Below are 18441 nucleotides of genomic sequence, written 5' to 3'. Positions count from 1 at the left end.
ACGAGCACGGCCCCCAGACCCCAGCGGGCCGCGGTGGCGCGCACCGACATCGGGTGGCGGCGGTCGGGTTCGGTCATGCGCTCATCCTCCCCCACGGCACTGCGGGCAGCACGAAGGGGGCCGGTCACCTCGACGGTGACCGGCCCCCTTCGTGCAGCGGCTGGGATCAGCCCTTCGCGGCGGCCTTGAGGGCGCTGCCGGCGGTGAGCTTGGCGGCGTAGCCACCGGGGATCGTCATCTCGGCACCGGTCTGCGGGTTGCGACCCTTGCGCTCGGCGCGCTCGACGCGCTCGAGGCTGAAGAAGCCGGGGACGGTGACCTTCTCGCCCTTGCCGACGGACTCGGACAGGACCGCCTGGAGGGCGGTGATGACCTCGGACGCCGCGGAGGCGGACACGCCCGCCTTCTCGGCGACGGCGCTGGCGAGCTCAGACTTGTTCATGTGGATCTCCATCCTTGAAGTTCGTGAATCGAACAGAGACCAATCAACCACGAAAACGCGGGCCTCGTCGACTTGCCCTACGGCGTGTTTCCCTTGATTTTCCGCCAGATCCGGGCATCGCAGCCCCACCCGTCCCGGCAGCCACACGACGAAGGGGGTCCCACCGCGACCGCGGTGGGACCCCCTTCGTGGGAGGTGCGTCGACTCAGACGTCCAGGTCGAGGTCGTCGAGGCGGATCGCCTCGCCCGAACCGGGACCGAAGACCGGGTAGGCGTACTCGTCGTAGCTGGGCAGCGAGTACATCGCCGCCTTGGCCTCCTCGGTGGGCTCGACGTCCACGTTGCGGTAGCGGGGCAGGCCCGTACCGGCGGGGATGAGCTTGCCGAGGATGACGTTCTCCTTCAGACCCAGCAGCGGGTCGGAGCGGCCCTCCATCGCGGCCTCGGTGAGGACGCGGGTCGTCTCCTGGAAGGAGGCGGCGGAGAGCCAGGAGTCCGTGGCCAGCGAGGCCTTGGTGATCCCCATGAGCTCCGGACGACCCGAGGCCGGACGCCCGCCCTCGGAGACGACGCGACGGTTCTCGGTCTCGAAGCGACCCCGCTCGGCGAGCATGCCCGGGAGCAGACCGGTGTCACCCGACTCGAGGATCGTGATCCGGCGCAGCATCTGCCGGACGATGACCTCGATGTGCTTGTCGTGAATCGACACACCCTGCTGGCGGTAGACGTTCTGCACCTCGTCGACCAGGTGCTTCTGCGCCTGGCGCGGGCCGAGGATGCGCAGGACCTGCTTCGGGTCGATGGCGCCCTGGACGAGCTGGGTGCCGACCTCGACGCGCTGACCGTCCTCGATGAGCAGGCGCGAACGCTTGCTCACGGGGTAGGCGTGCTCCTCGCCGTCGCGGTCCGCGACGAGCAGGAGGCGACGACCCTTGTCGGTCTCCTCGATCGTGACCTTGCCGTCGGCCTCGGCGATCGGGGCCACACCCTTGGGGGTGCGCGCCTCGAAGAGCTCGACGACACGCGGCAGACCCTGCGTGATGTCGTCACCTGCCACACCACCGGTGTGGAAGGTCCGCATCGTCAGCTGGGTGCCGGGCTCACCGATCGACTGGGCCGCGATGATGCCGACGGCCTCGCCGATGTCGACGAGCTGGCCGGTGGCCAGGCTGCGGCCGTAGCACTTGGCGCACGTACCGACCTTGGACTCGCAGGTGAGGACCGAGCGGATCTTGACCTCGTCGACACCCGCCTTGTAGAGGCGGTCGATGACGACGTCACCGAGGTCGGACCCGGCCGGCGCCAGGACCTGGCCCTCGTGCTCCACGTCACTGGCGACGCAGCGCGCGTAGACGGTGAACTCGACGTCGTCGTGGAGGCGACGGGTGCCGGTGAGCTCGTCGAACTGCGCGATCGGCATCGTCAGGCCGCGCTCGGTCCCGCAGTCGTCCTCGCGGACGATGACGTCCTGGGAGACGTCGACGAGACGACGGGTGAGGTACCCGGAGTCGGCGGTACGAAGGGCGGTGTCGGCCAGTCCCTTGCGCGCACCGTGCGTCGAGATGAAGAACTCGACGACGGACAGACCCTCACGGAAGTTCGTGCGGATCGGGCGCGGGATGATCTCGCCCTTCGGGTTGGCCATGAGGCCGCGCATACCGGCGATCTGACGCAGCTGGAACCAGTTACCACGGGCACCCGAGGAGACCATCCGGTAGATCGGGTTGTCCTTCGGGAAGTTCTCCTGCATCTCTGCGGAGACCTCGTTGGTGGCCTGGGTCCAGATCTCGATCTGCTCCTGGCGACGCTCGTCGTCGGTGATCAGACCGCGCTCGTACTGCTTCTGGACCTTGGTCGCCTTCTCCTCGTAGGCCGCGAGGATCTCGGGCTTGCGCGGCGGCGTGACGACGTCGGACAGCGCGACCGTGGTGCCCGAGCGGGAGGCCCAGTGGAAGCCGGCCTCCTTGAGGGCGTCCAGGGAGGCCGCGACCTGCACCTTGGTGTAGCGCTCGGCGAGGTCGTTGACGATCGTCGACAGGCGCTTGCGGTCCACCGGCTCGTTGACGAAGGGGTAGTCCTCCGGCAGCGTCCCGTTGAACAGGGCGCGGCCGAGGGTGGTCTCCGCGGTCCAGCTGGTGACGCGGCCCTGCTCGTCGGTCTCGGCGCCCTCGGGGAGCTGCCCGGCCGTGGGGACGATGTCGTGCAGGCGGACCCGGATCGGCGTGCCGATCTTGATCGCCCCGGCGTCGTAGGCCATGCGGGCCTCGGCCGTCGAGGAGAAGGCGCGAGGGTGCTCGGTCTCCAGGTCCACCTCGGAGGTGAGGTGGAAGAGCCCGATGATCATGTCCTGGGTCGGCATCGTGACGGGTCGACCGTCGGCCGGCTTGAGGATGTTGTTGCTCGAGAGCATCAGGATCCGGGCCTCGGCCTGCGCCTCGGCGCTCAGCGGGAGGTGGACGGCCATCTGGTCACCGTCGAAGTCCGCGTTGAAGGCGGTGCAGACGAGCGGGTGGATCTGGATGGCCTTGCCCTCGATGAGCTGCGGCTCGAAGGCCTGGATGCCCAGACGGTGCAGCGTGGGCGCGCGGTTGAGCAGGACCGGGTGCTCGGTGATGACCTCTTCGAGGACGTCCCAGACCACGGAACGGTGCCGCTCGACCATGCGCTTGGCCGACTTGATGTTCTGGGCGTGGTCGAGGTCCACGAGCCGCTTCATGACGAAGGGCTTGAAGAGCTCGAGCGCCATGGCCTTCGGCAGACCGCACTGGTGCAGCTTCAGCTGCGGGCCGACGACGATGACCGAACGGCCGGAGTAGTCGACGCGCTTGCCGAGGAGGTTCTGACGGAAGCGACCCTGCTTGCCCTTGAGCATGTCGGACAGGGACTTCAGCGGCCGGTTGCCCGGGCCGGTGACCGCGCGACCACGACGACCGTTGTCGAAGAGGTTGTCGACGGCCTCCTGCAGCATCCGCTTCTCGTTGTTGACGATGATCTCGGGCGCACCGAGGTCGAGCAGGCGCTTGAGGCGGTTGTTGCGGTTGATGACCCGGCGGTACAGGTCGTTCAGGTCGGACGTGGCGAACCGGCCACCGTCGAGCTGGACCATCGGGCGCAGGTCCGGGGGGATGACCGGGACGGCATCCAGGACCATGCCCGCGGGCTTGTTGTCGGTGGTGAGGAAGGCGGTGACGACCTTGAGGCGCTTGAGCGCACGGGTCTTCTTCTGCCCCTTGCCGGTGGCGATGATCTCGCGCAGCTTGTCGGACTCGGCCTCGAGGTCGAAGGTCTCCAGACGCTTCTGGATCGCCGCGGCACCCATGCCGCCCTCGAAGTACAGACCGAAGCGGTCGCGCATCTCGCGGTAGAGGACCTCGTCGCCCTCGAGGTCCTGGACCTTGAGGTTCTTGAACCGGTCCCAGACCTGGGAGAGGCGCTCGACCTGCTGGTCGGCACGCTTGCGGATCTGGTTCATCTCGCGCTCGGCGGAGTCGCGGACCTTGCGCTTGGCGTCGGACTTGGCGCCCTCGGCCTCGAGCTCGGCGATGTCCTTCTCGAGCTTCTGCGCGCGGGTCTCGACGTCCGCGTCGCGGCGGTTCTCGAGCTCCTTCTTCTCGGCCTCGATCTGGGCCTCGAGCGAGGGCAGGTCGGTGTGGCGCTGGTCCACGTCGACGCTCGTGATCATGTAGGCCGCGAAGTAGATGACCTTCTCGAGGTCCTTCGGGGCCAGGTCGAGCAGGTACCCCAGGCGCGAGGGGACGCCCTTGAAGTACCAGATGTGGGTGACGGGGGCGGCGAGCTCGATGTGGCCCATCCGCTCACGCCGCACGCCGGCGCGAGTGACCTCGACGCCGCAGCGCTCGCAGATGATGCCCTTGAAGCGGACCCGCTTGTACTTGCCGCAGGAGCACTCCCAGTCCCGCGTCGGACCGAAGATCCGTTCGCAGAAGAGGCCCTCCTTCTCAGGCTTGAGGGTGCGGTAGTTGATGGTCTCGGGCTTCTTGACCTCGCCGTGGCTCCAGTTACGGATGTCCTCCGCGGAGGCCAGACCGATGCGCAGCTCGTCGAAGAAGTTGACGTCCAGCACTTCGTGCTTCCTTCTCTCGTTGTCGAGGATGACTCGATAAGTTCTGTGGCCCTGGGTCACCGTGAGGGTGACCGGGCGGGCTGTCGAGGGGGTCCGAGGGGTCCATGGCCCGCTGGGCCGTGGACCCCCCGGAGGGTCAGACCTCCTCGACGCTGCTCGGCTCGCGCCGGGACAGGTCGATGCCGAGCTCCTCGGCCGCGCGGAAGACGTCGTCCTCGTTGTCGCGCATCTCGATGGTGCCGCCCTCGGAGTTGAGGACCTCCACGTTGAGGCAGAGGCTCTGCATCTCCTTGATGAGCACCTTGAAGGACTCCGGGATACCGGGTTCCGGGATGTTGTCGCCCTTGACGATGGCCTCGTAGACCTTGACGCGACCGGTGACGTCGTCGGACTTGATCGTCAGCAGCTCCTGGAGCGCGTAGGAGGCGCCGTAGGCCTCGAGGGCCCACACCTCCATCTCGCCGAAGCGCTGGCCGCCGAACTGGGCCTTACCACCGAGCGGCTGCTGGGTGATCATCGAGTACGGCCCCGTGCTGCGCGCGTGGATCTTGTCGTCCACGAGGTGGTGCAGCTTGAGGATGTACATGTACCCGACGGAGGTCGGGGCCGGGTAGGGGTCGCCGGTGCGGCCGTCGAAGAGCTGCGCCTTGCCGCTGCTGTCGATCAAGCGAACACCGTCGCGGGTCGGGGTCGTCGAGTCGAGCAGACCGGCGATCTCCTCCTCGCGGGCACCGTCGAAGACGGGGCTGGCGACACGCGTGTCGGCCGGGGCCTGGCGCGCGTCGTCGGGGATCATCTGGGCCCACTCGGGCGAGCCCTCGATGTCCCAGCCGCGGCTGGCGGCCCACCCGAGGTGCAGCTCCATGATCTGCCCGATGTTCATGCGACCGGGGACACCGAGCGGGTTGAGCACGACGTCGACCGGCGTGCCGTCCTCGAGGAAGGGCATGTCCTCGACCGGGAGGATCTTGGAGATGACGCCCTTGTTGCCGTGGCGGCCGGCGAGCTTGTCACCGTCGGTGATCTTGCGCTTGTTGGCCACGTAGACGCGGACGAGCTGGTTGACGCCCGGGGGCAGCTCGTCGCCCTCGTCCTTGTCGAAGACCTTGACCGCGATGACCGTGCCGGTCTCGCCGTGCGGGACCTTCATCGACGTGTCGCGGACCTCACGGGCCTTCTCGCCGAAGATGGCGCGCAGCAGGCGCTCTTCCGGAGTCAGCTCGGTCTCGCCCTTGGGCGTGACCTTGCCGACGAGCAGGTCGCCGTCGCGGACCTCGGCACCGATGCGGATGATGCCGCGCTCGTCCAGGTCGGCGAGGACGTCCTCGGAGACGTTGGGGATGTCCCGGGTGATCTCCTCCGGGCCGAGCTTGGTGTCACGGGCGTCGACCTCGTGCTCCTCGATGTGGATCGAGGAGAGGACGTCGTCCTGCACCAGACGCTGGCTGAGGATGATCGCGTCCTCGTAGTTGTAGCCCTCCCACGGCATGAAGGCGACGAGGAGGTTGCGGCCCAGGGCCATCTCCCCACCGTCGGTCGCCGGACCGTCGGCGATCAGCTGGCCGGCCTCGACGCGGTCACCCTCGGTGACCATGACGCGCTGGTTGTAGCTGTTGCCCTGGTTGGACCGGGAGAACTTCATCATCTTGTAGGTGTGCGAACCACCCTCGTCCTGCGTGACCGTCACGAGGTCCGCGGAGACCTCCGTGACGACGCCGGCCTTGAGCGCGCGGACCACGTCACCGGAGTCGAGCGCGGCGCGGTGCTCCATGCCGGTGCCCACGTAGGGGGCCTCGGACTGCACGAGCGGCACGGCCTGACGCTGCATGTTGGCACCCATGAGCGCGCGGTTGGCGTCGTCGTGCTCGAGGAAGGGGATCATCGCGGTGGCGGCGGAGACCATCTGCCGCGGCGAGACGTCCATGAAGTCGACGTCCTCGGCCGGGATCTGGTCGACCTCGCCACCCTTGGTGCGCGCGAGCACCCGCTCCTCGGCGAAGTTGCCGTCGTCGAGCAGCACCGCGTTGGCCTGCGCGACGACGACCTTGTCCTCCTCGTCCGCGGAGATGTAGACGATCTCGTCCGTGACGCGGCCGTCGACGACCTTGCGGTAGGGGGTCTCGATGAAGCCGAAGGCGTTGATCCGCCCGTAGCTGGCGAGCGAGCCGATCAGACCGATGTTGGGACCCTCAGGGGTCTCGATCGGGCACATGCGGCCGTAGTGCGACGGGTGGACGTCACGGACCTCCATCTGCGCGCGGTCACGGGAGATACCGCCCGGGCCCAGCGCGTTCAGGCGACGCTTGTGCGTCAGACCCGACAGCGGGTTGTTCTGGTCCATGAACTGCGACAGCTGGCTGGTGCCGAAGAACTCCTTGATGGAGGCGACGACCGGCCGGATGTTGATCAGGGTCTGCGGCGTGATGGCCTCGACGTCCTGCGTGGTCATGCGCTCGCGGACGACGCGCTCCATGCGGGAGAGACCGGTACGGACCTGGTTCTGGATCAGCTCGCCGACGCTGCGGACGCGACGGTTGCCGAAGTGGTCGATGTCGTCGGTCTCGACGGGGACCTCGATGGCCTCGCCGTCACGCGTGCCCGGCAGGGTCGCCTGGTCGGCGTGCAGCGCGACGAGGTACTTGAGCGTCGCGACGATGTCCTCGAGCGTGAGCACGGAGGAGCGCAGCTCGGCCTCGAGACCGAGCTTGCGGTTGACCTTGTAGCGACCGACCTTGGCCAGGTCGTAGCGCTTGGGGTTGAAGTACAGGTTGTCGAGCAGGTTCTGCGCGGCCTCACGGGTCGGCGGCTCGCCGGGGCGCAGCTTGCGGTAGATGTCGAGCAGCGCGGCGTCCTGGTCCTCGACCGTGTCCTTCTCGAGGGTGGCGCGCATGGACTCGTAGTCACCGAACTCCTCGAGGATCTCGGCGGAGGTCATGCCGAGGGCCTTGAGCAGCACCGTGACGGACTGCTTGCGCTTGCGGTCGACGCGCACGCCGACCATGTCGCGCTTGTCGACCTCGAACTCGAGCCAGGCACCACGGCTCGGGATGATCTTGGACGAGTAGATGTCCTTGTCGGACGTCTTGTCGGCCGTGCGCTCGAAGTAGACGCCGGGGCTGCGCACGAGCTGCGAGACGACGACGCGCTCGGTGCCGTTGATGATGAAGGTGCCACGCTCGGTCATGAGCGGGAAGTCGCCCATGAAGACCGTCTGGCTCTTGATCTCCCCGGTCTCGGCGTTCATGAACTCGGCGGTGACGAAGAGGGGCGCGGAGTAGGTCTGGTCGCGCTCCTTGCACTCGTCGACGGAGTACTTCGGCTCCTCGAAGCGGCTCTCCCGGAAGGAGAGGCTCATCGAGCCGGAGAAGTCCTCGATCGGGGAGATCTCCTCGAAGATCTCCTCCAGACCCGGGTGCTCCGGGACGTCACGACGGCCGGCGTCGAGGGCCTCCGCGACGCGCTCCTGCCACTTTTCGTTGCCGAGGAGCCAGTCAAAGCTCTCGGTCTGCAGTGCCAGGAGGTCGGGGACCTCGAGGGGCTCGCGGATCTTGGCGAAGGACAGACGGCCACTGGCCGTCCGTGCGGTGGACATCGGGGAAGCGGTGCGCGAGGCAGCCAAGGATGGATCCTTCCACGGGCCTTGAGAGTCGGGCGGCGCGCTCGGGCATCCTGTGCGCGCGTCCCGCCAGGGGCTCGACACACCTCAGCGGTGAGGGGATTGGAGCGACCCGACGACAGCACGACAGGAACAAGTCAGCGCAAAGCGACAGCATAGACGCATCAACACACGTGTGTCCAACCCGAGCGAGCCGACGGCGCGACGGTGGTCATCGGCCACACACCCGCGGTGGCGGGGCGACCGAATCCTTCGACGCCATGAGGATGGACGACGAAGCGAGCGACGTCAAGACTCGTCCCGGCGGGTCGCGCAGCGCCGACCCGCGGCGCGCCGCGGACGAGGGCGGGGGGCACCCCCTTCGGCCTCGCCCTAGGGTGGGGCCCATGGAGCTCCGCGCCACTCGCCGACGTCGCCGGCGCCAGCACGTGCGGCGCGTCGTCCGACGGGCCGCGCTGGCCACCCTGGGCACCCAGGTCGCCACTGTCGCAGGCCTGATCGTCTTCGACAGCGCCCGGCGCAAGGACCGCCCCGACCACGAGTTCCCCCACCGCCACGGTGACCCGGTGCCCGTCGACGGCGGTGAGGTGCGCATCTACACCTTCGGGGAGAACCTCTTCGAGGACATGCTGGCGGACATCGAGGCGGCGAGCACCCGTGTCCTCTTCGAGACCTACATCTGGAAGGACGACGCCGTCGGGCGCCGCTTCCGCCAGGCGCTGGTCGACGCCCACGCGCGGGGCGTCGAGGTCTACGTCGTCTTCGACGCCTTCGCCAACCTCGTCGTCCCACCAGCGTTCTACAGGGACCTGCCCGAGGGCATCCACGTCAAGCGCCACCCGCTCATGACCGGGGGCGCGAAGTTCTTCTTCCCCAGCCACTGGGGCCGCAACCACCGCAAGCTGCTCGTGGTCGACCGGACCGCCGCCTACGTCGGCGGCTACAACATCGGTCAGGACTACGCCAACCGCTGGCGCGACACGCACGCCCGCTTCTCGGGCGACATGGTCGTCGAGCTCGAGAACGCCTTCGTCGACTACTGGAACAACTACGACGGCAGGCCCCCGCTCCCCCATCCGGCCCGCCGCACGTGGAGCCGGGAGATGCGGGTCCACCGCAACCTGCCGACCGACATGGTCTACCCGATCCGCAACATGTACCTCGAGGCGATCGACCGCGCCGACACGCGGGTCTGGCTCACGACCGCCTACCTCATCCCCGACGACGCCTTCGTCCGCAGCCTCGTGCAGGCGGCCGGGCGCGGGGTCGACGTGCGCGTGATCGTCCCGCACTTCAGCAACCACATCGTCGCCGACTGGCTGAGCCGGGTCACCTACGAGCGCCTGCTGCGGGGCGGGGTGCGGCTGCTGCGCTTCGAGAACGCGATGGTGCACGCCAAGACCGCGACCATCGACGGGATCTGGTCGACGATCGGCACCGCCAACATCGACCGGCTGAGCCTCGCCGGCAACTACGAGGTCAACATGGAGATCCTCGACGCCGACGTCGCCCGGCGGATGGAGGAGATCTTCGAGCTGGACTCGGGCAACTGCACCGAGCTCACGCTCGCCGAGTGGGTCCGCAGGCCGCTCATCGCCCGGGTCTCCGAGGGCGTCCTCTCCCCCTGGCGTCCGCTGCTGTAGGCGCCGGAGCAGCGCGAAGGGCGGGCCGCACCGTGAGGTGCGACCCGCCCTTCGCGCAGATCAGTGCCCGTCAGTGACGGGCCGAGATCACTTGAGCTCGACGGAGGCGCCGGCGCCCTCGAGGGCCTCCTTGGCCTTCTCGGCGGCCTCCTTGTCGACCTTCTCCAGGACGGGCTTGGGGGCGCCGTCGACGAGGTCCTTGGCCTCCTTGAGGCCGAGGCTCGTGAGCGCGCGGACCTCCTTGATGACCTGGATCTTCTTGTCGCCGGCCGCGGTGAGGACGACGTCGAACTCGTCCTGCTCCTCGGCCTCGGCACCAGCGTCGCCACCGGCGGCGGCCGGGGCGGCACCCGCGACGGCGACCGGGGCGGCGGCGGTGACCTCGAAGGTCTCCTCGAACTGCTTCACGAACTCGGAGAGCTCGATGAGGGTCATCTCCTTGAAGGCCTCAAGGAGCTCGTCGGTGCTGAGCTTCGCCATGATGGGCGTCCTTTCTTGTCAAACGTCTGTGCCGTGAGTGGCGGGGATGTGCTGTGGCTCGAGGCGGATGCCTCAGGCCTCGTCGCCACCCTCGGGGGTGGTCTCGGTGGAGGCGTCGGCCGCAGCCGGCTCCTCGGTGTCCGCAGCAGCGTCGGTCGAGACCGGACCCTGCTCCTCCACCTTCGCGCGCAGCGCGTCGACGACCCGAGCGGTCTGCGACAGCGGCGCGTTGAAGAGGTATGCGGCCTGGGTGAGCTTGGCCTTCATGGCCCCAGCAAGCTTGCCCAGGAGAACCTCGCGCGACTCAAGCTTCGCGAGCTTCTCGATGTCCTCCGGCGTGAGCGGGTTCCCGTCGAGGAGCCCACCCTTGATCACCAGGAGGGGGTTGTCCTTGGCGAAGTCACGCAGGCCCTTGGCCGCCTCGACGGGGTCACCCTCGACGAAGACGATCGCGTTCGGGCCGACGAGCTGACCCTCGAAGGCGGACTCGACGCCCGCCTCCTTGGCAGCGCGCTCGGCCAGCGTGTTCTTCACCACGGAGTAGGTGGCGTTGCCACGGAGGTTGTTGCGCAGCTCGGCGAGCTGGGCCACGGTCAGACCGCGGTACTCCGTGAGAACCGCCGCGCTCGAGGTGCGGAGCTTGTCCGCCATCTCGGCGATGGCGGCGTTCTTCTCGGCAGTCGCCATGCGGGCCTCCCTTCTCGTGTGGTGCCGTCGGGGCCCGGAACGAGAAAAGGAGCCCCGGCGCAGGCACGGGACTCCACGCACACCGAGGTGTGCAGCAATCGGGTGGCCTGCGTGGGTCGCCCGCTCTCGCGGAACCTTCAGCCACCCAGAGGGCGGCAACCGACGGTCAATGGTCGTGGATCAGCGTACGGCAGGGCGGGGCACCGGCCAAATCGACGACGAAGGGGGCCGCCCCCCTGTCGGGAAGCGGCCCCCTTCGCTCTCGCCGGGGCAATGGATCACTCGCCGGCGGGAACCTCGTCGGCGGCCACCGGGGCGGCCTCCTCGAGCAGGTTCTTGGTCCGCGAGCTGTCGATCAGGATGCCCGGGCCCATGGTCGTGCTGAGCACGGCCTTGGTGATGTAGCGGCCCTTGGAGGCGGAGGGCTTGAGGCGCAGGATCTCCTCGAGCGCGCTCTGGTAGTTCTCCACCAGCTTGGTCTCGTCGAAGCTCGCCTTGCCGATGATGAAGTGCAGGTTGGCGTGCTTGTCGTTGCGGAACTCGATCTTGCCGCCCTTGATGTCGGTCACGGCCTTGGCCGTGTCCATCGTGACCGTGCCGGTCTTCGGGTTCGGCATGAGGCCGCGGGGACCGAGGACCTTGCCGAGACGACCGACCTTGCCCATGAGGTCCGGGGTGGCGACGACGGCGTCGAAGTCCATCCAGCCGCCCTGGACCTTCTCGAGCATGTCGTCGGACCCGACGTAGTCGGCGCCGGCCTCGCGGGCGGCGTCGGCCTTGTCACCGTTGGCGAAGACGAGGACGCGGGCGGTCTTGCCCGTGCCGTGCGGCAGGTTGACCGTGCCGCGGACCATCTGGTCGGCCTTGCGCGGGTCGATGCCGAGACGGAAGACGACCTCGACGGTCTCGTCGTAGGACGTCTTGGCGCTCTCCTTGGCGAGGCGGACCGCCTCGAGAGGGCCGTAGGCGACGTCGCGGTCGATCTTCTCGGCCGCGGCGCGGTAGCTCTTGCTGCGCTTCATGTGCTGCTCCTTGGATGGTGGTGGAGGTGTGGTCCGGGCCAGCGCTGGCCCTCCCACGGGGTCGGGCGTCAGACGCCCGGGGTCTCGATGCCCATCTGACGGGCGGTGCCGGCGATGATCTTCATCGCGGCGTCGATGTCGTTGGCGTTGAGGTCGGGCATCTTGGTCTCGGCGATCTCGCGGACCTGGTCGGCGGTCAGGGAGGCGACCTTGACCTTGTGCGGCTCGCCCGAGGCCTTCTTGACGCCCGCGGCCTTCTTGATCAGCTCGGCGGCTGGCGGCGTCTTCGTGATGAAGGTGAAGGAGCGGTCTTCGTAGACCGTGATCTCGACCGGCACGACGTTGCCGCGCATGTCCGCCGTGGCGTCGTTGTACGCCTTGACGAACTCCATGATGTTGACGCCGTGCTGACCGAGGGCCGGGCCGACGGGCGGGGCCGGGGTGGCGGCACCCGCCTGGATCTGCAGCTTGATGTAGCCGGAGACCTTCTTCTTGGGAGGCATGCGGTGTTCCTGCTTTCGTGTTGTGGGCCCACGCCGTGGGCGATGACCCGGTTGCACGACGTACGGGAGCAGGTCGCTCCCGCACGTCCCTTACAGCTTGGCGACCTGGTGGAAGCCGAGCTCGACCGGGGTCTCCCGGCCGAAGATGGAGACGAGGACCTTGAGCTTCTGGCTCTCCGGGAGGATCTCGGAGATCGTCGCGGGCATGGTCTCGAAGGGGCCGTCCATGACGGTGACCGACTCGCCGATCTCGAAGTCGACGTCCACCGCGGTGGCGGGGGTGAGCCCGTCGTGGGAGGGGGCGCCGCCCGCGCTGGGCGCGGCGGGCTTGTCGAGGTCGGCGGGCTTGATCATGGTGAAGACCTCGTCGAGGCTCAGCGGCACGGGGTCGTGCGCGTTGCCGACGAAGCCGGTGACGCCCGGGGTGTGCCGGACGGCGCCCCAGGACTCGTCCGTCAGGTCCATGCGCACGAGGACGTAGCCGGGCATGCGCGGCTGCTTGCGCACCTTCTTTTGGCCGGACTTGATCTCGGTGACCTCGTCGATCGTGACGGCCACCTCGAAGATGTAGTCCTCCATGTCGAGGTTGGCGACACGCGTCTCGAGGTTGTGCTTCACACGGTTCTCGTAGCCCGCATAGGTGTGGATGACGTACCAGTCACCGAACTTCGAGGCGAGGTCGTCCTTGAAGGCCTGCACGGGGTCGGCGGCCTCCTCGGGGAGCACGTCACCGTCCTCGTCGACGCCGGCGGTGTCGTGCTCAGCGGTGCCTGCCTCGGCGCCGTCGTCGGCGGCCTCCTCGAAGGCGGCCTCCTCGAGGGCCTCGTCGGCGGCGCGGGCGTCGTCGACGTCCTGGGCCGAAGGGAGGTCGGCCGGCGGCTGGGCAGCGCGCTCGGCCTGCTCGGCGGCGACGATGCTCGAGGTGCCCTCGGTCTCGGTCTCCTGGGGCTCGGGGGTCCCGGCCTGCTCGGACATGACCTGTTTCCTCACTTCACACTTCGATCGACGGCGCGGTGGTGCGCCCGGACTGCGGCATCTGCGGCGGCGTCAGCCGCCGAACACCCAGAGCACGACCCGCGTGAACACCGCGTCCAGACCGGACACGATGAGCATCATGATCGCGACGAAGACGATGACGACGAGCGTGTAGTTGATCAGCTCGGACCGGGTCGGCCGGACGACCTTGCGCAGCTCGTCGAGGACCTGGGCCAGGAAGAGGCCGATCGATCCGAAGAAGCGGGAGATGGGATTGCCACCCTTCGGGTCGCGCCGCGCCTTGGTCGGCTGCGCTCCGAGCTGGCTCACATCGTCTCTTCTCGTCCGGGTTCACACATGGCTGCGCAACGGGTGTCGTGCAACGCAGGGCAGGAGGGACTCGAACCCCCAACCGCCGGTTTTGGAGACCGGTGCTCTACCAATTGAGCCACTGCCCTTCGGGGGACCGCGGTGGGCCGGTCTCCCGGGTCGACTCCCCCTTCGTCTCGACGCATACGGGCACGCCGGAGAGTCTGGTCGAAGTCAACCGAGGGGCCACTCTACGTCACGCAGGGCGCACACCGCGAACCGAGCACACGCCGGGGCGGCCTCCCTGTCGCCACGCGCGCGCGAGGTGGAACACTGGGCGCGTGACCGAGCAGAGCAGCCGCCCCCTGTCCGACCTCTCCGCCGAGGAGCTCAACGCCCTCGCGACGACCCAGCGCGCGGCGCACGCCGCCCAGGCCGCCAAGGGCACCAAGCTCGACGTCACCCGCGGCAAGCCGAGCGCCGCGCAGCTCGACCTCGCCGACCCGATGCTCTCCCTCCCCTCGGCGACCACGGACCGGGCGGGCACCGACGTGCGCAACTACGGCGGGCTCGCGGGCCTGACCGAGCTGCGCGAGATCTTCGCCGAGCTGCTGTGGGTCGAGACCGACCAGATCGTCGCCGGCGGCAACTCGTCGCTGACGATGATGCGCGATGTGCTCGTCGACCTGCTCCTCTTCGGGGCGATCGACTCCCCGCGCCCGTGGGCCCGGGAGGAGGAGATCACCTTCATCTGCCCGGTGCCCGGGTACGACCGCCACTTCGCCCTCCTCGAGGACCTCGGCATCAAGATGGTCACCGTCCCGATGCGCGAGGACGGCCCGGACGCGGACGAGGTCGCCCGGCTGGCGGCGTCCGACCCCTCGATCAAGGGCATGTGGGTCGTCCCGACCTACTCCAACCCGACCGGCGCGGTCGTGAGCCAGGAGGTCGCCAGCCGCCTGGCCGGCATGGAGACCGCCGCGCCCGACTTCAAGATCTTCTGGGACAACGCGTATGCGGTCCACCACCTCACGCAGGAGGAGGTCAAGAGCGCCGACATCATCACCCTGTGCTCCGGCGCCGGGCACCCGCACCGCGCGGTGATGTTCGCCTCCACCTCCAAGATCACCTGGGCAGGCGCGGGCGTCGCCTTCCTCGCCTCGTCCGTGGAGCAGGTCCGCTGGTACCTCGAGCACCTCGGCAAGGGCTCGATCGGCCCGGACAAGGTCAACCAGCTGCGCCACGTCGAGTTCTTCGGCGACGCCGAGGGCGTGCGAGCCCACATGCGCAAGCACGCCGAGATCCTCGGCCCCAAGTTCGCCGAGGTCGACCGGGTGCTCTCCGAGCGCCTCGGTGGTCTCGGGGTGGCCACCTGGAACACCCCGACCGGGGGGTACTTCGTCAACCTCGACGTGCTCCCCGGCACCGCCTCGCGGGTCGTCGCCCTGGCCAAGGAGGCCGGCCTGTCCCTCACGCCGGCCGGAGCCTCCTTCCCCCACGGCGAGGACCCCGAGGACACCAACATCCGCCTGGCTCCGACGATGCCGCCCATGTCGGAGCTCACCGAGGCCATGGAGACGGTCGCGACCTGCGTCCTGATCGCGGCGGCGGAGCAGCTGGGCGCAACGAAGGAGTGACCATGTCAGAGCGCGAGGACCTCGACACCGACCTCACGAGCTACAGCCTCGACGACGAAGACCAGCTGCAGCCCGAGGACAGCCTCATGGGCACCGGCTCCGGGGACGAGGACGCGCTCGACGTGGGCTACTCCCCTCCCGACTCGGCGCGCGGCTCCTACGCGCACGGGGTGACCGCCGCGGAGCAGGCCGTCGACGAGACGATCGACGAGCGGCTGAAGCAGGAGGAGCCCGATCCCTTCGCCGCGGTGACCGATGACGACGGGCGGCGCGGAGCCGACCGCGTCGGCGGCGACGACCCTGACGCGATCGCCGCCGAGGACGACTGGCTCGGCGACCAGGAGGTCGGCGACGCCCGCGCCGGTCGGCTGGTGAGCCCGGACGAGGGCAGCCACGAGGACACCGACGACCAGGCCTGGGGCCGGGACGTCGGCGTCGACGGCGGCGCGGCCTCCGCCGAGGAGGCCGCGGTGCACATCATCGACGGCGACGGGCCCCGCGACTGAGCACCGCCGAGCGCGACCTCCGCGCCCTGCCCAAGGCGCACCTCCACCTGCACTTCACCGGCTCGATGCGCGTCGAGACCGTCCGTGACATGGCGGTGGGCCACGGCATGCGGCTGCCGGACTCCCTTCGCTCGCAGTACCCGCCGCACCTGTCCGCGGCGGACGAGCGCGGGTGGTTCCGCTTCCAGCGCCTGTACGACGCGGCGCGCCACTGCGTGCGCGGCGAGGCGGACATGCGGCGGATCGTGCGTGAGGCAGCGCTCGACGACGGGGCCGAGGGCTCGCGCTGGCTGGAGATCCAGGTCGACCCCACGTCCTACGCCCCCTTCGTCGGGGGCATCACCCCGGCGATGGAGATCGTCCTCGACGAGGCGCGCTCCGTGAACACGACGGCCGACGCGACCGGGTCGGCCCGTGTCGGCGTGCTCATGGCGGCCAGCCGCATCCGCCATCCGCTCGAGGCCCGCACGCTCGCCCGTCTCGCGGCGCAGTACGCGGGGCGCGGGCCGGAGGGCGTCCTCGGGTTCGGCCTGTCCAACGACGAGCGAAGGGGGGACACGCTCGACTTCGCCCCGGCGTTCCGCATCGCCGACCGCGCCGGGCTGGCCCTGGTGCCGCACTCGGGCGAGCTGCTCGGCCCGGAGTCGATCGCGCAGACGCTGGAGTCGCTGCGCCCCGACCGCCTCGGCCACGGGATCCGCAGCACCGAGGACCCCTGGGTCCTCGAGGCCGTCGTCGCGGCGGGCGTGGCGCTCGAGGTCTGCCCCGGGTCCAATGTCTCGCTCGGCGTCTACCGCGAGCACGAGGACGTGCCGCTGCGCGCGCTCGTCGACGCGGGCGCGACCATCGCCCTGGGGGCCGACGACCCCCTCCTCTTCGACTCGCGCCTGCTGGCGCAGTACGAGACCGCGCGCCGGGTGCACGGGCTCGACGACGCGGAGCTCGCCGACCTCGCCCGCGGCTCCTTCCGGGCGAGCCGGGCGCCGCGAGAGGTCGTCGACCGTGCCCTCGACGACATCGACGCCTGGCTGGCCGCCTAGAGCTCGTGGCCGACGAAGACCGGCTCGTTGACGAGGGTGACGCCGAAGGCCTCGCGCACCCCGTCGCGCACCTCGCGGGCGAGGGCGGCGACATCGGCCGCGGTGGCCTCGCCACGGTTGGTGATCGCCAGCGTGTGCTTGGTCGAGAGCGCGGCCGGGCCGGGCATGCCGTGGCCCTTGCCGAACCCCGCCCGGTCGATGAGCCACGCGGCGCTCGTCTTGGCCCGCCCCTCCCCCGCAGGGAAGACGGGCGGCACCGGCCCGTCCGGGCCGAGACGCTGCGCGGCGCGCGCGCGGAGCCGGTCCATCTGCGCGCTCGGCAGGATCGGGTTGGTGAAGAAGGAGCCGCAGCTCCACGTGTCGTGGTCGGACGCGTCGAGGACCATGCCCCGGTTGCCGCGCTGGACGAGGACCGCCTCGCGGGCGGCGGCGAGCGGGACCCGCTCGCCCTGCTCCACGCCGAGCTGTCGGGCGAGGTCCGCGTACGCCACCGGTGCGGACAGCCCGCCGCGGCCCAGACGGAAGGTCACCTCGAGGACGACGAAGCGGCTCGTGGCCTTGAAGACGGAGTGGCGGTAGGTGAAGGCGCAGTCGGCGGCGCCGAAGGTCGTGTGGCGCTGCTCCTCGCGGTCCCAGACGAGGACGCTCGTGATCGTCTGGGCAACCTCCTGGCCGTAGGCGCCGACGTTCTGCACCGGGGTCGCCCCGGTCAGGCCGGGGATGCCCGAGAGCGCCTCGATGCCGGACCAGCCCTCGGCGACGGCGCGGGCGACGACCTCGTCCCAGACCTCGCCGGCGGCGACGGTCACGTCGACGTGCGCGTCGTCGACGGGGACGACCTCGATCCCGCGGCTCGCGATGCGCACGACGGTGCCTGCGAAGCCCGCGTCGGCGATGACGAGGTTGGACCCGCCGGACAGGAGCAGGAGGGGTGTCCCCGCGTCGTCGGCGGCGCGGACGGCCTCGACGACCTCGTCGCTCGTCGTGGCGGTGACCAGCGTGTCGGCCGGCCCGCCGACGTGCATGGTCGTGAGCGGCGCCAGCGGGGCGCAGTGCTCCGTCACCGGCATCAGTCGAGCTGGACGACGGCGCGGCAGCGGCCGAGCACCTTGTCGCCGCGGCACGTGACGGTCAGCTCGACCGTCGCCCGACGAGCGTCGGCATCGAGCGAACGGACGACGCCCGTGACGTCGAGGCTCGTGCCCTCGCCGTGCGGGACGACGACCGGCTTGGTGAAGCGGGTGCCGTAGTCGAGGACGCGGCCGGCGTCCCCGACCCAGTCGGTGACGACCTGGACGGCGGCGCCCATCGTCCACATGCCGTGGGCGATGACATCGGGCAGGCCGACCGCCTGAGCGGTCCGCTCGTCCCAGTGGATGACGTTGCGGTCGCCGGAGGCGCCCGCGTAGTGCACGAGCCGGGCCCGGGTCACGGGCAGGGTGCGGGAGGGGAGGGACTCCCCTTCGCTCACGTCGTCGAAGCGGCGCACGCCCATGC

Annotated in this window: 15 protein-coding genes and 1 tRNA gene; 4 read left to right on the top strand and 12 right to left on the bottom strand. The window is 69.6% G+C overall.

The window, feature by feature from the left end; genetic code table 11:
* Positions 1 to 166: 166 nt before the first annotated feature.
* From ABC138_RS06175 to rpoB, 3 genes are all read right to left on the bottom strand, one after another.
* Positions 167 to 442, bottom strand: coding sequence for an HU family DNA-binding protein (locus ABC138_RS06175; RefSeq protein WP_169701955.1), 276 nt, complete (start codon positions 440 to 442; stop codon positions 167 to 169).
* Between the two features lie 205 nt (positions 443 to 647).
* Complete coding sequence (locus tag ABC138_RS06170; RefSeq protein ID WP_338538652.1) at positions 648 to 4526, bottom strand: DNA-directed RNA polymerase subunit beta'; 3879 nt, start codon at positions 4524 to 4526, stop codon at positions 648 to 650.
* A gap of 136 nt (positions 4527 to 4662) precedes the next feature.
* Positions 4663 to 8145, bottom strand: coding sequence for a DNA-directed RNA polymerase subunit beta (gene rpoB, locus ABC138_RS06165; RefSeq protein ID WP_338538653.1), 3483 nt, complete (start codon positions 8143 to 8145; stop codon positions 4663 to 4665).
* A gap of 383 nt (positions 8146 to 8528) precedes the next feature.
* Between rpoB and ABC138_RS06160 the strand changes: the two genes are divergently transcribed.
* The gene (locus tag ABC138_RS06160; RefSeq protein ID WP_345913052.1) at positions 8529 to 9785 is read left to right on the top strand and encodes a phosphatidylserine/phosphatidylglycerophosphate/cardiolipin synthase family protein; all 1257 of its coding nucleotides are present in this window, start codon (positions 8529 to 8531) and stop codon (positions 9783 to 9785) included.
* Positions 9786 to 9872: 87 nt separating this feature from the next.
* On the opposite strand, the gene rplL is transcribed toward ABC138_RS06160, so the two are convergent.
* The 7 genes from rplL to ABC138_RS06125 all read right to left on the bottom strand — a co-directional run bounded on the left by rplL (position 9873) and on the right by ABC138_RS06125 (position 13910).
* Entirely contained in the window at positions 9873 to 10265 is a 393-nt protein-coding gene (gene rplL, locus ABC138_RS06155) for a 50S ribosomal protein L7/L12 (protein WP_068425517.1), read from the bottom strand.
* Positions 10266 to 10337: 72 nt separating this feature from the next.
* Positions 10338 to 10952 (bottom strand): 50S ribosomal protein L10, encoded by a 615-nt coding sequence (rplJ, locus tag ABC138_RS06150; RefSeq protein ID WP_068326097.1) that lies wholly within the window; start codon positions 10950 to 10952, stop codon positions 10338 to 10340.
* Positions 10953 to 11230: 278 nt separating this feature from the next.
* Positions 11231 to 11974, bottom strand: a complete 744-nt coding sequence (gene rplA, locus ABC138_RS06145; protein WP_068326100.1) for a 50S ribosomal protein L1 — start codon at positions 11972 to 11974, stop codon at positions 11231 to 11233.
* Between the two features lie 68 nt (positions 11975 to 12042).
* Positions 12043 to 12477: a 50S ribosomal protein L11 gene (rplK, locus tag ABC138_RS06140; protein ID WP_068326103.1), complete on the bottom strand. Its 435-nt coding sequence runs from the start codon at positions 12475 to 12477 to the stop codon at positions 12043 to 12045.
* Positions 12478 to 12567: 90 nt separating this feature from the next.
* Positions 12568 to 13452, bottom strand: coding sequence for a transcription termination/antitermination protein NusG (nusG, locus tag ABC138_RS06135; protein ID WP_068425519.1), 885 nt, complete (start codon positions 13450 to 13452; stop codon positions 12568 to 12570).
* Between the two features lie 72 nt (positions 13453 to 13524).
* Positions 13525 to 13782 carry a preprotein translocase subunit SecE gene (gene secE / locus ABC138_RS06130; RefSeq protein WP_068326108.1) on the bottom strand — a complete coding sequence of 86 codons (258 nt, stop codon included), beginning with the start codon at positions 13780 to 13782 and terminating at the stop codon, positions 13525 to 13527.
* Positions 13783 to 13837: 55 nt separating this feature from the next.
* Positions 13838 to 13910, bottom strand: a tRNA-Trp gene (locus ABC138_RS06125).
* 192 nt (positions 13911 to 14102) lie between these two features.
* Between ABC138_RS06125 and ABC138_RS06120 the strand changes: the two genes are divergently transcribed.
* Genes ABC138_RS06120 through ABC138_RS06110 form a run of 3 tightly spaced genes read left to right on the top strand, consistent with a single transcriptional unit; the run spans position 14103 to position 16944 of the window.
* Positions 14103 to 15398, top strand: coding sequence for an aminotransferase (locus tag ABC138_RS06120; protein WP_345913050.1), 1296 nt, complete (start codon positions 14103 to 14105; stop codon positions 15396 to 15398).
* A 2-nt stretch (positions 15399 to 15400) separates the two neighbouring features.
* The gene (locus ABC138_RS06115; RefSeq protein WP_345913049.1) at positions 15401 to 15904 is read left to right on the top strand and encodes a DUF5709 domain-containing protein; all 504 of its coding nucleotides are present in this window, start codon (positions 15401 to 15403) and stop codon (positions 15902 to 15904) included.
* Complete coding sequence (locus ABC138_RS06110; protein ID WP_345913053.1) at positions 15901 to 16944, top strand: adenosine deaminase; 1044 nt, start codon at positions 15901 to 15903, stop codon at positions 16942 to 16944. The genes ABC138_RS06115 and ABC138_RS06110 overlap by 4 nt, the downstream gene beginning before the upstream one ends.
* Here the strand turns inward: ABC138_RS06110 and ABC138_RS06105 are convergent.
* Positions 16941 to 18014, bottom strand: a complete 1074-nt coding sequence (locus tag ABC138_RS06105; RefSeq protein WP_345913048.1) for a UDP-N-acetylmuramate dehydrogenase — start codon at positions 18012 to 18014, stop codon at positions 16941 to 16943. The two genes, ABC138_RS06110 and ABC138_RS06105, sit on opposite strands and share 4 nt — an antisense overlap.
* Entirely contained in the window at positions 18014 to 18439 is a 426-nt protein-coding gene (locus ABC138_RS06100) for a MaoC family dehydratase (RefSeq protein ID WP_345913047.1), read from the bottom strand. The genes ABC138_RS06105 and ABC138_RS06100 overlap by 1 nt, the downstream gene beginning before the upstream one ends.
* Between the last annotated feature and the right edge of the window lie 2 nt (positions 18440 to 18441).

This window comes from Janibacter sp. LM, assembly GCF_039631275.1.
GTDB classification, from domain to species: Bacteria; Actinomycetota; Actinomycetes; order Actinomycetales; family Dermatophilaceae; genus Janibacter; species Janibacter terrae.
This window is presented reverse-complemented; position numbering and strand designations above follow the sequence as displayed.

Bases quoted from the DNA above. Each gene is read 5' to 3' on its own strand.
- ABC138_RS06175 (WP_169701955.1), bottom strand. From the start codon at position 442: ATGAACAAGTCTGAGCTCGCCAGCGCCGTCGCCGAGAAGGCGGGCGTG.
- ABC138_RS06160 (WP_345913052.1), top strand. From the start codon at position 8,529: ATGGAGCTCCGCGCCACTCGCCGACGTCGCCGGCGCCAGCACGTGCGG.
- rplL (WP_068425517.1), bottom strand. From the start codon at position 10,265: ATGGCGAAGCTCAGCACCGACGAGCTCCTTGAGGCCTTCAAGGAGATG.
- rplJ (WP_068326097.1), bottom strand. From the start codon at position 10,952: ATGGCGACTGCCGAGAAGAACGCCGCCATCGCCGAGATGGCGGACAAG.
- rplA (WP_068326100.1), bottom strand. From the start codon at position 11,974: ATGAAGCGCAGCAAGAGCTACCGCGCCGCGGCCGAGAAGATCGACCGC.
- rplK (WP_068326103.1), bottom strand. From the start codon at position 12,477: ATGCCTCCCAAGAAGAAGGTCTCCGGCTACATCAAGCTGCAGATCCAG.
- nusG (WP_068425519.1), bottom strand. From the start codon at position 13,452: ATGTCCGAGCAGGCCGGGACCCCCGAGCCCCAGGAGACCGAGACCGAG.
- ABC138_RS06115 (WP_345913049.1), top strand. From the start codon at position 15,401: ATGTCAGAGCGCGAGGACCTCGACACCGACCTCACGAGCTACAGCCTC.
- ABC138_RS06105 (WP_345913048.1), bottom strand. From the start codon at position 18,014: ATGCCGGTGACGGAGCACTGCGCCCCGCTGGCGCCGCTCACGACCATG.
- ABC138_RS06100 (WP_345913047.1), bottom strand. From the start codon at position 18,439: ATGGGCGTGCGCCGCTTCGACGACGTGAGCGAAGGGGAGTCCCTCCCC.